Origin of the sequence: Sulfidibacter corallicola (assembly GCF_017498545.1) — a bacterium.
Classification (GTDB): domain Bacteria; phylum Acidobacteriota; class Holophagae; order Acanthopleuribacterales; family Acanthopleuribacteraceae; genus Sulfidibacter; species Sulfidibacter corallicola.
The window spans coordinates 8,024,420-8,039,664 of sequence record NZ_CP071793.1 but is presented as its reverse complement, the minus strand read 5'-3'; the positions used below and the strand labels follow the sequence as shown (position 1 = coordinate 8,039,664).

Sequence of the window (15,245 nt, the reverse complement as noted above, 5' to 3'; positions counted from 1 at the left end):
GGAGCGCGTGGCGGCAACACCCGACCGCCCGGCGCTGACGTTCGCGGGCCGCACCATGAGCTACGGCGAGCTGAACGCGGCGGCCGAAACGCTGGCGGACCACCTCGCCGCGCGCGGCATCACCACCGAGACGCCGGTGGCGGTCTACCTGGAGCGCGGCCCCAACCTGGTGATCGCGCTGCTGGCGGTGCTCAAGGCCGGCGGCTGCTACATTCCGATCGATCCCTTCTACCCGGAGCAGCGCATTCGCTACGTCCTGGAGGATGCCCAACCGGCCCTGGTGCTGACCCAGACGAGCCTGCGCGGCGCCGTGCCCACCGCATTGACGGCCCTGTGCCTCGACGCCACGCCCAACCATGACGGGGAAGGCACACCCGCACCACGGCCGCGCCGTGCCTGCCACGGCGAGCAGCTCGCCTACACCATCTACACCTCGGGCTCGACCGGCAGGCCGAAGGGCGTCCAGATTCCGCACCGCGCCCTGGCCAACTTCCTCCACGCGATGCAGCGCGAGCTGCCGATCGACGAGGCCGACACGCTGCTGGCGGTCACCTCGATGAGCTTCGACATCGCGGTGCTGGAACTGTTCCTGCCGCTGTCGCTCGGGGCCGGCCTGGTGCTGGCGCGCAAGGAAGACACGCTGGACGGCGGGCGCATGCTGGGCCTGATCCAGAACCACCGCATCACCGCGATGCAGGCCACGCCCAGCGGCTGGCGCCTGCTTCTGGAAGGTCTTGGCGAGCGCAAGCTTCCTGGCCTCAAGGCTTTGTGTGGTGGCGAAGCGCTGCCAGGGGCGCTCGCAGGCGAGATGCTGGCCCACGGCTTTTCCCTGTTCAACCTCTACGGCCCCACCGAGACCACGATCTGGTCGGCCTGTCATCCGGTGGTCCAAAGCGACGGCGGTACCGTCTCCATTGGCCGCGCCATCGCCAACACCCAGCTCTACATCGTGGACAAGCACCTGAACCTGATGCCGGCGGGTGCCCCGGGCGAGCTGTTCATCGGCGGCGACGGCCTGGCGCGCGGTTACCGCGGCCAACCGGCGATGACCGCCGACCGCTTCCGGCCCGATCCCTTCTCGAACCGCCCCGGCGCGCGCATCTACTGGACCGGCGACCTCAGCCGCACCGAGCCCAGCGGGAACCTGGCCTTCCTGGGCCGCGTCGACTTCCAGGTCAAGATTCGCGGCTTCCGCATCGAGCTGGGCGAGATCGAATCGCGGCTCGAAGCCCACGACCAGGTGGTTCAGGCGGCGGTCGTGGTGCACCAGAACGGCGAGCGCGAGACGGACAAGCGCCTGGTGGCCTACCTGGTAGCCGGCGGCGACGAACCGGATGCGGCCGAGCTGAAGCGCTTCCTGGCCGAGAGCCTGCCGGAGTACATGGTGCCCACCGCTTTCATTCCACTCACCGAAATGCCGCTGACCCCCAACGGCAAGCTGGACCGCAAGGCCCTGCCCGAACCGGACCGGGCCGCCGCGCCGGCGGTCGATTACGTGGCGCCGGGTTCCGAGGCCGAGCAGAAACTGGTGGCGATCTGGCAGGACGTGCTGGGCCTGGACCGCATCGGCATTCACAACAACTTCTTCGATCTGGGCGGCCACTCGCTGCTGCTGGCGCGCGTGCACGCCGCCATCCGCAAGGCGTTTCCCAAGCCCTGCTCGCTGTTGGACCTGTTCCGCTACACCACCATCAGCGCCCTGGCCGAGTACCTGACCGGCATGGGCGGCGCCGAACCCGGCCGCAACCTGGCGCTCGACCGCGCCCAGCGCCAACGCGCGGCGGCCATGAAACAACGCCGCCAACTGGTGCGCCGGCCCCGCGTAGAAAGGACGTCCAAATGAAAGACCTCAGCCAACGACTCGCGGCGCTGAGCCCCGAAAAGCGAGCGCTGCTGTTGAAGCGCCTCGAAAAGAATCCGGACCGGGCCCAGCCGACGGGCATCCCGAGCCTCGGCCGCGAACGGTCGGACTTCGCGCTGTCGTTCGCCCAGCAGCGGCTCTGGTTCATGGATCGCATGGAAGCGTCGCGGGCGGCCTACAACATCCCGATGGCCTGGCGCGCGAAGGGCGCGCTGGACATGACGGCCCTGCGTTCGGCCTTCCAGGCCCTGGTGGATCGTCACGAGCCGTTGCGCACGCGGTTTCTGTCGCGCGGCGGCGATCCCGTCCAACAGATCATGCCCGATCACCGGTTGGACATCCCGCTGGTGGACCTGAGCGACCTTTCCCCGGACGAGCGCGAGGCCGAACGCGATCGTTTGGCCCACGAGGAGGCCCAGCAGCCCTTCGACCTGGAGGTGGGTCCGCCGATTCGCGTCAGTGTCGTGCGCACGGAGGCCGAAGATCACCTGGTGCTGATCACGCTGCACCACATCGTCACCGACGGCTGGTCCTCGGGCGTCCTGATCGGCGAATTCGTGACCCACTACGGCGCCGCGCTCGAGAAGCGCACCGTCGAACTGCCGCCGCTGCGCATCCAATACGCCGATTTCTCCCAGTGGCAGCGCGATCGCGTGGCCGACGAGGGTTTCCAGGCCCAGATCGACTACTGGCTGAAGCAGCTCGGCGGCCTGCCGCCGCTGTTGCGGGTGCCCACCGATTTCCCGCGCCCCAAGGTCCAGAGCTTTCGCGGCGCCGTGGTGCCCTTCCGCCTGCCCAAGGACCTGCTGGAGCGGCTGCGCGCACTCAGCCGGGCCCAGGACGCCACCCTGTTCATGACCCTGCTGGCCGCGTTCAAGACGCTGCTGTTCCGCTACTCCGGTGAAAGCGACATCGCGGTGGGCACGCCCCTGGCCAACCGCACCCAGCACGAGTTGGAGGGCCTGATCGGCCTCTTCGCCAACACCCTGGTGATGCGGTCCGAGGCCCACGGCCACCTCACGTTCAACCAGTTCCTGGCCCAGGTACGCCGCACCACCTTGGACGGCTACGCCCATCAGGACGTGCCCTTCGAACAATTGGTGGAGCGCCTCAATCCGGAGCGCAGTCTGGCCCACGCGCCCCTGTTCCAGATGATGTTCGTGCTCCAAAACGCGCCGCGCGGGGACCTGTCCCTGCCAGGAGTGGCGGTGGAACCCCATTTTCGCGGCTTGCAGTATTCCAAGTTCGACCTGTCGCTCTCGCTCAGCGAATTGGACGACGGCATCTGGGGCGAAATGGAATACAACACCGATATCTTTCACGAGCGCACCATCGAACGCGTGCTGGCGCACTTCACCCGCCTGCTCCACGCGATCGCGGCCGATCCCGACCGTCGCCTGGGCTCCCTGGATTACATGGCGCCCGAAGAGGTGGCCTTCCTCACCAAGGGGCTGGCCTCCGAGCCGGTCGAAGTGCCCGAGGGCCTCTTCGTCCACCATCTGTTCGAGGATCGGGCCCGAAGCCATCCGGACCGGCCCGCGCTGATCAGCGCCAGGGGCAATCTGAGCTATGGCGAACTGAACCGCGCGGCCGATCGCCTCGCCGTGACGCTGGCGGCCCGCGGCATCGCGGCCGAAACGCCGGTGGCGGTGTTCCTGGAGCGCGGACCCGACCTGCTGGTCGCGCTGCTGGCGGTGCTCAAATCGGGCGGGACCTATATCCCTCTCGATCCCTTCTACCCCGCCCAACGAATCGCGACGATCCTGGAGGACGCAGCTCCGCGTCTGGTACTGACCCAGCGCTCGCTGACGGACGCCTTACCTTCGGGATTGCCGCACCTTTGCCTCGACGATCCGCTCGCTGACGAGGCCGAATCGGTTCAGCCCGCCGCGAACGCGCCGCTCCCGAACCAACTGGCCTACACCATCTTCACGTCCGGTTCGACGGGACGTCCCAAGGGCGTGCAGATCAGCCACGCCAACCTTGCCCATTTCATGACCGCGGCCCGGACCCAGCTTCCCATCGACGCCGCGGACACGCTGCTCGCGGTGGCCTCGGTGTCGTTCGACATCGCCGGCCTCGACTTCTACCTGACCCTGATCCAGGGCGGCCGCATCGTGATCGCCGACCGCGAGGACACGCTCGACGGCCGCCGGATGTTGGCGACGATTCGCGAACACGACGTAACCGTCATCCAGGCCACCCCGCCTTTTTGGGGCCTGCTCATGGACAGCCTGGGCGACGGCGAGTTGCCGCGTCTCAAGGCGCTGTGCGGCGGGGAGGCGCTGAACGCACCGCTCGCCCGCCGGCTCGTCGAGAAGACCGCGGGTCTCTACAACCTCTACGGCCCGACGGAAACCACCATCTGGGCTTCCGTGGCGGCCATCGCCTCGGAAGACCAGGTACCGCTGCCGCTGGGCCAACCCGTGCCCAACTACCGGCTCTACCTGCTGGACGCCGACCTGAATCCGATCCCGACCGGAGCGCCCGGCGAGCTGTTCATCGGCGGCCCGGGCGTGGCGCGCGGGTACTGCGGTCGGCCAGGCCACACGGCAGAGCGCTTCATCCCCGACCCCTTCGGCGGTGAGCCCGGGGCGCGTCTGTACCGCACCGGCGACCGCTGCCGCTACGAAAAAGGCGGGCGGCTGGTCTTCGTGGGCCGCGTCGATTTCCAGGTGAAGTTGCGCGGCTTCCGCATCGAGCTGGGCGAGATCGAAGCGCGCCTGCTGGAACACCCCGCCGTCAAGGAGACGGTGGTGACCGTGATCGACGGCGGCGAGGACCAGGCCGAAAAGCGGCTCGTCGCCTGGTTGGTGGGTCAGCCGGGGCCGGTGGTCGCCATCGAACTGCGCGACTGGGCCAAGGCCGCCCTGCCCGACTACATGGTGCCCAGCCAGTTCGTGAACCTGGACGCCTTCCCGCTGACACCCAACGGCAAGATCGACCGAAAGGCCCTGCCGGTTCCCGAGCCGGCACAAGCCACCGAGGCCCGCCACGTGGTGCCGCGCACCGCGTTGGAAACACGGCTCACGACCATTTGGGCCGAGGTGCTGAAGGTCCCGCGCGTGGGCATCACCGACGAATTCTTCCACCTGGGCGGCAACTCGCTGCTGGCCACCCGTTTGGTGTTCCGGATGCTCGACGAATTGCGTGTCGACGTGCCGGTCAACCTGCTGTTCGAGACGCTGACGGTCGAAAAGCTGGCGGCGCGCATGGTGGAACGCTTCCCCGAATTGGCGCCCTCACCCGAGGATTCCCCCGAGGCGACGGCCGACGCGGGCTCCCCGCAAACGGTGGAAGACCGGGTGTGCGCCATGTTCGTCGACGTGCTGGGCATCGCCGAGGCCGACGCCGACACGGATTTCTTCCGGGCGGGCGGCGCCTCGCGGCCCGGTTTGCAATTGGCATCGCGGGTGCGCGAGCGCTTCAAGTTCGAACTGACCCTGGAAGCGCTGTTCGCCCATCCGACCCCGCGCCAACTGGCGGCCTGGCTGGCAACCCAAGAGGCCGACGCGAAAGGCACCTCGGTTGCCGCAACGTCGGCGGAACACCGCGACCACGGCCGGCCTCTGCCGATGTCCTCCAGCCAACTGCGGCTCTGGCTGCTGGACCAAATGGACGCGGCCGGCCCCGCCTACCACATTCCGCTGTTGCTCCACCTCCAGGGCGTTCTGGACGTGCCCGTCCTGGAGCGCGCCCTGACCGCGCTGGTGGATCAGCACGAGTCCCTGCGCACCGTCTTCTACCAGGAGGAGGGGCGCGGCTACCAGCGCATCCTGCCCGCGAGCAAGGTGACCCTGCGTCAGGTGGATGTGCGCGGCACCAGTGCGGAATCGGACGACGAGGCCCTGCGCGACCTGACGCGCACCGTCGTGGTCGAGACCTTCGACCTGGCCGAGGGACCCCTGATGCGCACCTGCCTGTTCCAGCGCGGCGATAAATCCTGGTGCCTGTTGGCTTATTTCCACCACATGATCGCCGACGGCTGGTCGATGGACCTCTTCCAAAACGACTTGTGGGCCGCCTACACCGCGCTCAAGATCGGCGCCGAGCCGCGCCAGGCCGAAGATACGGCGCAATTCGCCGATTTCTCGCTGGAGCGGCCCCGCCACGACGAGGCACTGGCCTGGTGGCGCGAACACCTGGCCGACCTGCCGCCGCTCCTGGAACTGCCCACCGACCAGCCCCGTCCGGCCGAGCTGGGCCAGGCCGGCGACTGGCACCAGTTCCCCCTCGCCAACGATCTGTGGCGCAAGGTCGGCGACCTGGCGCGGGAGGCCGAGGCGACGCCCTACATGGTGCTGTTGGCGGCCTTCAAACTCTTGCTGGCCCGCTACGCCCGCCGTTCCGACATCGCCGTCGGCACACCCGTCGCCAACCGCCACGAGTCGCGCGCCGAATCGGCTTTCGGGTGTTTCATCAACACGCTCGTCATGCGCACCGAGATCGACGAGCAGCAACCCTTCACGGCCATCCTCGACGCGGTCCGACGCACCGCCATGGACGCCTACGCCCATCAGGAAGCGCCGTTCGAGCAGATCGTGGAGGCGGTCCGCCCGCGCCGTAGCCTGAGCCACGGACCACTGGTCCAAGTGATGTTCGCGCTGGACCAGCCACGCGCGTTCCGGCAGTTTCCGCCGCGGTTGAAGGTGCGCCCGGAGCGGTTGCCATTGCCCGCGGCACAATTCGACCTGCACCTGACGATCGAACAGCGCCCCAATCAGGTGACCGCGACCTTGGCCTTCAACGCCGAACTCTTCGAGCGGGAGACGGTGGCGCGCATGGCTCGCCACTATCGCACCCTGCTGGCGGAGATCTGCGCCCAACCGGGGGCGAAGGCGTCGGCACTGACAATGCTCTCTGCCGAGGAGCGCGAAACCCTGCTGACCACCTGGAACGACACCCGGACAAAGTACCCGCAAACGGGCCTGGTTCACGACTGGATCCGCGAGCAGGCCAGCCGGAGACCGGAGGCGACGGCGCTCGTCATGGGCGACCGCTCGCTGAGCTACGGGGAGCTGGAAACGTGTGCCAACCAACTGGCCCACCATATCCTGCACGGCAACCCCGCGCCCGATCTCCCGATCGGGTTGTGCGCCGAGCGTTCGTTCGAAATGGTCGTCGCCATGCTCGCCATTCTCAAGAGTGGGCGTTGCTGGCTGCCGCTGGATCCGGAACTGCCACCGGCACGCCTGGCACTGATGACGGAGGATGCCGGCCTGGAGATCGTGCTCTGCCAGGAGGCGTTTGCGGCGCGGTTGCCCGACGCCCCGGCGCAGAAAATGATGCTGGACGGGCCGGAAGCCCAATGGTCCCAGGCCTCCAGCGAACCCGTTCGGGCCCCGGTCTGGCCGGAATCGCCCGCTTACACCATCTACACGTCCGGCTCGACCGGCCGTCCCAAGGCCGTGCGCCTGTCGCACCGCGCGCTGGCCAACCGGCTCCAGTGGATGCAGGCGCGGTTCGGGCTCACCGACACCGATCGCGTCCTCCAGAAAACGCCGTTCTCCTTCGACGTCTCGGTTTGGGAATTCCTGTGGCCCCTGATGACCGGCGCCGGATTGGTGCTGGCGGGTCCCGGCGAACACCGCGACAACCCGCGCCTGATCGAGCTGATCCGCAAGCACGGGGTCACGACGCTTCACTTCGTGCCGCCCATGCTCCAGGCCTTTCTGGAAACACCAGGCGCGTCGACTTGTACCGGCCTGAAACGCGTGATCGTCAGCGGCGAGGCCCTGACCGAAGCGACCCGCGAGGCCTTCCACGCCACCATGAACGCGGCGCTGTTCAACCTCTACGGGCCCACCGAGGCCGCCATCGACGTCACCTGCTGGCCCGCCACACAAGCGCCCGAAACGGGTCCGCTACCGATCGGTCGCCCCATCGCCAACACCCGCATCTTCCTGCTGGACCCGCTGGGCAACCCGGTTCCCGTGGGGGTTCCGGGCGAGCTACACATCGGCGGCATTGGCTTGGCCGACGGCTACCGCGGCCGACCGGCCCTGACCGCCGAACGCTTCGTGCCCGATCCCCTCAGCGGCGAATCGGGTGCACGGCTCTACCGCAGCGGCGACCTGGCCGCGTTCCGGCCCGACGGCGACATTCTGTTCCTCGGCCGCACCGATTTCCAGATCAAGCTGCGCGGCTTCCGCATCGAGCTGGGCGAAATCGAGGCCTGCCTGCGGGCACAGCCCGGCGTCGGCGAGGCCGTGGTGTCGCTGCGCGAAGACCGCCCCGGCGATCCGCGCCTCACGGCCTACGTGACCTTCGAGGCGCAGCCCGTGGCGACCGCCACCCTGCGCGAAGGCCTGGCCAACCAACTGCCGGACTACATGGTGCCGGCCGACTTCCTCGCGCTGGAAGGGCTGCCGCTGACAGCCAACGGCAAGCTCGACCGGGCGGCCTTGCCCGCACCCGAATCGACGCCTCCAACGCGGCCACCGTTCCAAGCGCCCAACAACGACGTGGCGCGCGGCCTGGCGGAGATTTGGGAAAGCTTGCTGGAGGCGCCCCGCATCGGTCTGGCCGACCATTTCTTCGAACTGGGCGGTCATTCGCTCTCGGCGGCCCGCATGGTGGCGGACATCCAGCGCCGGTTCGGCGTGACCTTGGCCATGCGGGACCTGTTCCGCACGCCCGTGCTGGAAGATCTGGCCGAGCAGGTCGCCAACCGGCTGTGGCTGGCCGAAAGCCGGTTGGCCGCAGTGGGCGCCGAGCACGGTACCGAATCCGATGACGACCTGGAACTGGGGGAGATATGAGCAACGTGCAAGATCTGCTGTCGCGGCTGCGTCGGGCCGGGATCAACCTCTGGCTGGAGGGCGAGAAACTCCGCTTCTCGGCGCCGAAGGGTGCCATGACCGCGGCGTTGCGGGCGGATCTGGCCGCGACCAAGGCCGATATCGTCGCCTTCCTCGGCCGCCAGGCGCCCGACCGCGAGGCCGCCCCCAAGGGACCGCGCCCGGTTGATCGGAATCAGCCGTTGCCGCTGTCCTTCGCCCAGCAACGACTGTGGTTCCTGGAACAGTTGGAAGGCGCGACCGGGGCCTACCACATTCCCGTCGCCTGGCGGTTCGGTGGCGTGCTGTCCCGTCCCGACCTGGAAGACGCCGCCCGAGCGGTGGCGCGGCGCCACGAAGCGCTGCGCACCCGCTTCGAACGCCACAAGGGACGACCGGTCCAGGTCATCGATCCGGAGCCCCGCGCGGCATTGATCTTCGAAGATCTCGGCAGCCACGATGCGTCCGTCCGTGAAACCCACCTGAGCCGATTGTTGGATGCCGACATGCGCCGGCCGTTCGACCTGGAAGCCGCTCCTCCCTGGCGCATGACGCTGATCCGGTTGGCCGACGACGATTGGGTGGTGGCGCTGACGATTCACCACATCATCGCCGACGGTCTCTCCCTGGAGCTGTTTTTCGTGGAGCTGGCCCATTTCTACGGCGCTTCCGGAAGCGGCTCGCTACAGGGTGACCGCATTGCGGCGCTGCCCGAACTGCCGATCCAGTACGCCGACTTCGCCCACTGGCAACACCACCAGGTGGGCGGCCCGCGCTTGGCCCAATCGCTACACTTCTGGAAACGCCGGTTGGCCGACCTGCCGCCCCTGCTGGAGTTGCCGACCGACCGCCCTCGCCCGGCTCGACGCGGCCACGAGGGCGCCGTGCACGAGTTCCGCATCGATGCGGAGTTGTGGACCGCGATTCGCGCCTTTTGCGGGCAGCGCGCCACGACGCCGTTCTCGGTGTTGCTCGCGGCCTTCGATCTCCTGCTGGCCCGCCTCTCCGGCCAGACGGACCTGGTGGTCGGGGTGCCGGTGAGCGATCGCGCGGAGGCCCGATGCGCAGACCTGATCGGCATGTTCATCAACACGCTGGTCCTGCGAGCGCAACTGGATCTGGGCGAGTCCTTCTCGACGCTGACCGAGCGGGTGGCGGAAGTGGCCCTGGAAGCCAACGAACACCGCGCCGTGCCCTTCGAACAGTTGGTCCAGATCGTCGCGCCGGAGCGGAAACTGGGCGTGGCTCCGCTGTTCCAGGTGATGTTCAATCTCGAACTGGAACCGGGCGATCGATTCGATCTGGCGGGACTGACCAAGCGCCCCCTGTTCCGCCCCACGGTGACGGCCAAATTCGACCTGCTGCTCTCGCTGAAGCAGGACGATCGCGGCCTGCACGGCTTCCTGGAGTACAGTACCGAACTGTTCGATGGGGACAGCGTCGCCAACATGCAGGCGATGTTGGTGCGGGTGCTGACCCATGCGATCGCGGACCCGGATTCGCGACTCGGCGACATCCCGTTGCTGGCCCGGCCGGAACGGCTCGAACTGATCCGGTCCTGGAACCGCACCGATCGGGACTTCCCGCACGAAGGTTGGGTGCACGAGCTGTTCGAGGCTCAGGCACACAGCACCCCGGATGCGCCCGCCCTACTGTTCGAAGATGCGGTGATGACGTACGCGGAACTGGATCGGGCCGCCAACCGCCTGGCCCACGTGCTGATGGCGCGCGGCGTGCGACCCGAGGATCGGGTGGGCATCTGCCTGGAACGCTGCCCGGACATGGTGATCTCGATTCTGGCGATCCTCAAGGCCGGCGCGGCCTGGCTGCCGCTGGACCCGGAGTACCCCACCGCCCGTCTGGCGCGATTGGTGGCGGACGGCCAACCCCGTGTGGTCCTGGGCCACGCCCGCCATGTGGATCTGCTGCCCGGCTCGGTGGCCTCGATCCTTCTGGATCGGCCACTTCCGGAAGCACCGGACCAGCCACCGAGGGTTGCCGTCGACGGAGCCAACCTGGCCTACGTGCTTTTCACCTCGGGATCGACCGGCGTGCCCAAGGGCGCCGGCATTCCCCATCGCGCACTCCTCAACCGCCTCCAATGGATGCAGGCCGAATATGGCCTGACCGCGGACGACGTGGTGCTCCAGAAAACGCCGTTCAGCTTCGACGTTTCGATCTGGGAATTCCTGTGGCCCTTGATCCAAGGTGCGCGCCTGGTGCTGGCTGCGCCCGGCGACCATCGCGACAACCTGCGCCTGATCGCGCTCATCCAACGCCACGGCGTCACCACCATGCACTTCGTGCCCTCGATGCTGCGCGCCTTCCTGGAAACGCCAGGAGTTTCGGACTGTGATTCGCTGGTGCGCGTGATCGCCAGCGGCGAAGCGCTGCCGGACCAGACCTGCCGCCGCTTCCGCCAGCGGCTGAAGGCGACGCTGCACAACCTTTACGGGCCCACCGAGGCGGCGATCGACGTCAGCGCCTGGCCCTGCGAGCAGTCGCGCCCCTACGGCGTGGTGCCCATCGGCCGGCCGATCGCCAACATCCGGCTCTACATCCTCGACGGCCGTGGCCGCCCCGTTCCGCGCGGCGTACACGGCGAGCTGCACATCGCCGGCATCGGCCTGGCGCGCGGGTATGTGGGCCGACCCGGACTGACCGCCGAACGCTTCGTGCCCGATCCGTTCGCGCCACAACCCGGAGCGCGAATGTACCGCACCGGCGACCGCGCCCGCTATCTGCGCGACGGCAACATCGAGTTCCTGGGACGGGTCGATCACCAGATCAAATTGCGCGGGTTCCGCATCGAGCCCGGCGAGATCGAGGCCCGGTTACTGGAACTGGCGGATGTACGCGAAGCGGTCGTGCTGGCCCGCGAGGATCGCCCCGGTGATCCGCGCCTGGTGGCCTGGCTGGTGGGGCCCGAAGAATCCTTGGACCCGGACGCGCTGCGCCGCAAACTGAGCCGTCACCTGCCGGACTACATGGTACCGGCCGATTTCGTGCTCCTGGCGGCGCTGCCGCTGACCGCCAACGGCAAGCTCGACCGCAAGGCGTTGCCCGCTCCCGAGGGCCCCACCGCGCCGGCCCAAACCTACGTGGCGCCCACCACGGCGGAGGAAGAGGCGCTGGCCGAGATCTGGCGCCAGTTGCTGCGCGTTCCTCGGGTGGGCATTCACGACGATTTCTTCCACCTGGGCGGTCATTCGCTTTTGGCGACGCAGGCGGTGTCGCTGATCCAGGAGCGGCTGGGCCGCACGGTGGCCGTCCGCGACCTGTTCGAGGCGCCGACCGTGGCCGCCATGGCCGGTCGCCTGCGCCCCGCGACCTCCACGGCCGAACCGGAGCGAATCGAGCCGCGACCACGGCCGGAGCGGATTCCGCTGTCCTTCGCCCAGCAACGCCTGTGGTTCCTGGAAAAGCTCGAAGGCCACAGCGCCACCTACAACATTCCGGCCGCGCTGCGCATGCGCGGCGACCTCCACCGCGAGGCCCTGATTCGCGCGATCGAAACGATCTTGATCCGCCACGAGAGTCTGCGCACCCACTTCGCGGAGGATGCGGAGGGCCCGGTCCAAGTGATCGCGGAACCCGGTGGCCTGGACCTCGAAAACGTCGATCTGCGCCACCTACCCGTCGAGACGCGCGAGGCCGAGGCGGCCCATTTGGTGCAGCGGGAAGCCATGCGCCCCTTCGACCTCTCCCGCGACGCCCTGTTCCGCGTCATGCTGATCCAGCTCGATTCGGAAGACCACGTGCTGTTGGCGACAATGCATCACATCATCTCCGACGGCTGGTCCCTGGGCGTGTTGGTCCACGAGTTCACGACGCTCTACGAAGCATTCGCGGCGGATCGTCCTTCGCCCCTGCCGGAGCTGGCGGTACAATACGCCGATTTCGCACTCTGGCAGCGCGACGTGCTTCAGGACGAAGTGGTCCGCCGTCACTTGGCCTACTGGTCGGAACAGTTGAAAGATCTGGCACCGCTGGAGTTGCCCACCGACCATCCGCGACCGCCGGTTCAGACCCACCGCGGTGCCAACGAGGGATTCCGCATCTCGGCGGATCTGGCCGAGCGCCTGCGCGCCATCAGCCGCGACCAGGGCGTCAGCCTGTTCATGACCCTGCTCGCCGCTTTCTACATTTTGCTGGCGCGCTATTCGGGCCAGCACGATATCGCGATCGGCTCGCCCATCGCCAACCGAACCCGGCGCGAGCTGGAAGGCCTGATCGGCTTCTTCGTCAACACACTGGTGCTGCGCGCCGACCTGGCGGGCAACCCCTCGTTCTTCCAGCTCCTGGCCCAGGTCAAGGAAGTCTGCCTGGGGGCCTACACCCACCAGGACCTGCCCTTCGAGCAACTGGCCGACGTGCTCCAACCGGAGCGCCACCTGAGCCACTCGCTGTGGTTCCAGGTGATGTTCAACGTGCAGCACGCCCAGGGCGGCGGCAGCGAGTTGGCCGGCCTGGACGTGAGTACCTGGGGCTTCGAGAACACCTCGGCCAAGTTCGACCTGACCTTCGCGCTGCTGGAATCGGACGCGGGCCTGCACGGCTCGATGGAGTACAACACGGACCTGTTCGAGCGCGAAACGGTTCAACGCATGCTGCGCCACTACCACCATCTTTTGGAAGCGATCACCGCCGATCCGCGGCGGCCGATTGGATTCCTGCCGATCGCGGAACCGGCGAACGCGTTGCCGCGGCCGGTCTCACCGATCGAGTCGACGCCCGCCGAGTCGCCGTCCACCTGGCCGGATCTCTTCGAGAGCCAAGTGGCGCGCTCGCCCGAGGCGATCGCGGTCGATTTCGACACCCAAACACTGAGCTACGCGGCACTGAACCGCCGCGCCAACCGCCTGGCCCACGTGCTCCGGCAGCGCGGGGTGGGACCCGAATCTCGAGTGGCCCTGTGTTTCGAGCGCGGCCCCCATCTGGTGGTGGCCATGCTGGCGGTGCTCAAGGCCGGCGCCTGTTACCTGCCACTGGACCCCAACTACCCGCCCGAGCGCCTGGAGTGGATGCTCTCCGACGCCCGGCCTACGCTGGTGCTCACCAAATCGCCCTACACGGCCCGTTTCCGCGGCGCCGGGTACCCGGCCCTGTGCCTCGAAAGCGATGCCGGCATGCTCGAAGCCGCGGCGGACCACGATCCCGATCGCCGCACGCTGCCGCAGCACCCGGCCTACCTGATCTATACCTCGGGATCGACCGGCAAACCCAAGGGCGTCGTAATCGAGCACGGCGCGCTGATCAACCACAACCGCAACGCGATCGACGTCTACGGCCTCACGCCGAACGATCGGGTGCTGCAATTCAGTTCGGTCAGTTTCGACATCTCGGTGGAAGAGGTCCTGCCGACGCTGCTGGTGGGCGCCTGCCTGGTTCCCTACCCCGACGACGGCGACATGACCCCCTCGGCATTCGAGACCTGGCTGCGCAAGCGCACGATCACGGTGGCCAACCTGCCGACCGCCTACTGGTCGTTTTGGATGCGCCATCCCGGCGCCTTGCCCGCCAACCTGCGCATGGTCGTCATCGGCGGCGAGGAGTGCACCGAGGGCGCACTGTCGCGCTGGGTCGGAAAGGCCGAGGACCGCGTGGCCCTGTGCAACACCTACGGCCCTACCGAAACGACGGTGATCGCTTCGATCTGGCCCTTCGAGAAGGAACGACGGATCCGATCGCGGGTGCCCATCGGCCGAGCGATCGACCAGGTGGACCTCCACATCCTCGATCCCTATCTGCAACCCTTGCCCGTGGGCATCCCGGGCGATCTGTACATCTCCGGGGCCTGTCTGGGTCGCGGCTATCTCAACCGACCGGACCTGACCGCCGAACGCTGGTTACCCCTGCCGCTCGGCGCGGAGCCCGGAGCGCGCATGTACCGCACCGGCGACCGCGCGCGCCGCCTGGCCGACGGCCAGATCGAGTTCCTGGGCCGCGGCGACGACCAAGTCAAGATTCGCGGGTTCCGGGTGGAACCGGGCGAGGTCGAAGCGGCGTTGACCGGGTTGGAGGGCGTCGAGCAGGCCGCGGTCCTGGTGATGAGACCGGACGACGGGATTCCCTACCTGGTCGGTTACTACGCCGACCGCGGGGATGCCTCACCGTCGGTGCTGCGCCATCAGTTGCGCCAAGCTCTGCCCGAGTACCTGGTGCCGCGAACCCTGGTCCCGCTGGCGGCCATGCCGCTGACGCCCAACGGCAAGATCGACCGCGAGGCGTTGCGGGCCATCGATCCCGGCGAGCTGCCCGCGGCGACCCCGATCGAGGAGCCCCAGGCGCCGAACGAGCGCATGGTGGCATCGGTGTGGTGCCGCGTGCTGGGTCTGGCACGTGTGGGCCGGGGTCAGAACTTCTTCGAGCTGGGCGGCAGTTCGCTGCCCGCGGTTCAAATCGTCACCCAGTTGCAGCAGCGCTTCGGGATCGAGCTGTCGATTCGGGTGCTGTTCGAGTCGCCGGTGCTGGAGGCCTTCGCCTTCGAGGTGCTCAAGGCACGTGCGCTGGCCTGCGACGAGGACGAGTTGCCGGCGCTGGTGGAAGAGGTGCCCGAGCACCGCGTCGAGGAGTTCCTCGAGTCGTTGGAACAATTCGCATGA

Annotated in this window: 3 protein-coding genes (1 of these 3 cut by a window edge); all 3 read left to right on the top strand. The window is 68.0% G+C overall.

The genetic code is table 11. The annotated features are described in order from the left end of the window. Tightly spaced (each overlapping or abutting the next), the 3 genes in view from J3U87_RS24685 to J3U87_RS24675 form a layout consistent with a single transcriptional unit that may run on beyond the window. Window positions 1-1,843, top strand: partial view of a non-ribosomal peptide synthetase gene (locus tag J3U87_RS24685; protein WP_237378452.1) — the 3' portion only. 1,526 nt of this gene lie to the left of the window's left edge; 1,843 of the gene's 3,369 nt are visible here — the last part of the coding sequence; the start codon falls outside the window, past its left edge; its stop codon occupies window positions 1,841-1,843. Next, window positions 1,840-8,622 (top strand): non-ribosomal peptide synthetase, encoded by a 6,783-nt coding sequence (locus J3U87_RS24680; protein ID WP_237378451.1) that lies wholly within the window; start codon window positions 1,840-1,842, stop codon window positions 8,620-8,622. The genes J3U87_RS24685 and J3U87_RS24680 overlap by 4 nt, the downstream gene beginning before the upstream one ends. Then, window positions 8,619-15,245, top strand: coding sequence for a non-ribosomal peptide synthetase (locus tag J3U87_RS24675; protein WP_237378450.1), 6,627 nt, complete (start codon window positions 8,619-8,621; stop codon window positions 15,243-15,245). The genes J3U87_RS24680 and J3U87_RS24675 overlap by 4 nt, the downstream gene beginning before the upstream one ends.

Coding starts and splice junctions, on each gene's coding strand:
- J3U87_RS24675 (WP_237378450.1), top strand. CDS start 8,619: ATGAGCAACGTGCAAGATCTGCTGTCGCGGCTGCGTCGGGCCGGGATC.
- J3U87_RS24680 (WP_237378451.1), top strand. CDS start 1,840: ATGAAAGACCTCAGCCAACGACTCGCGGCGCTGAGCCCCGAAAAGCGA.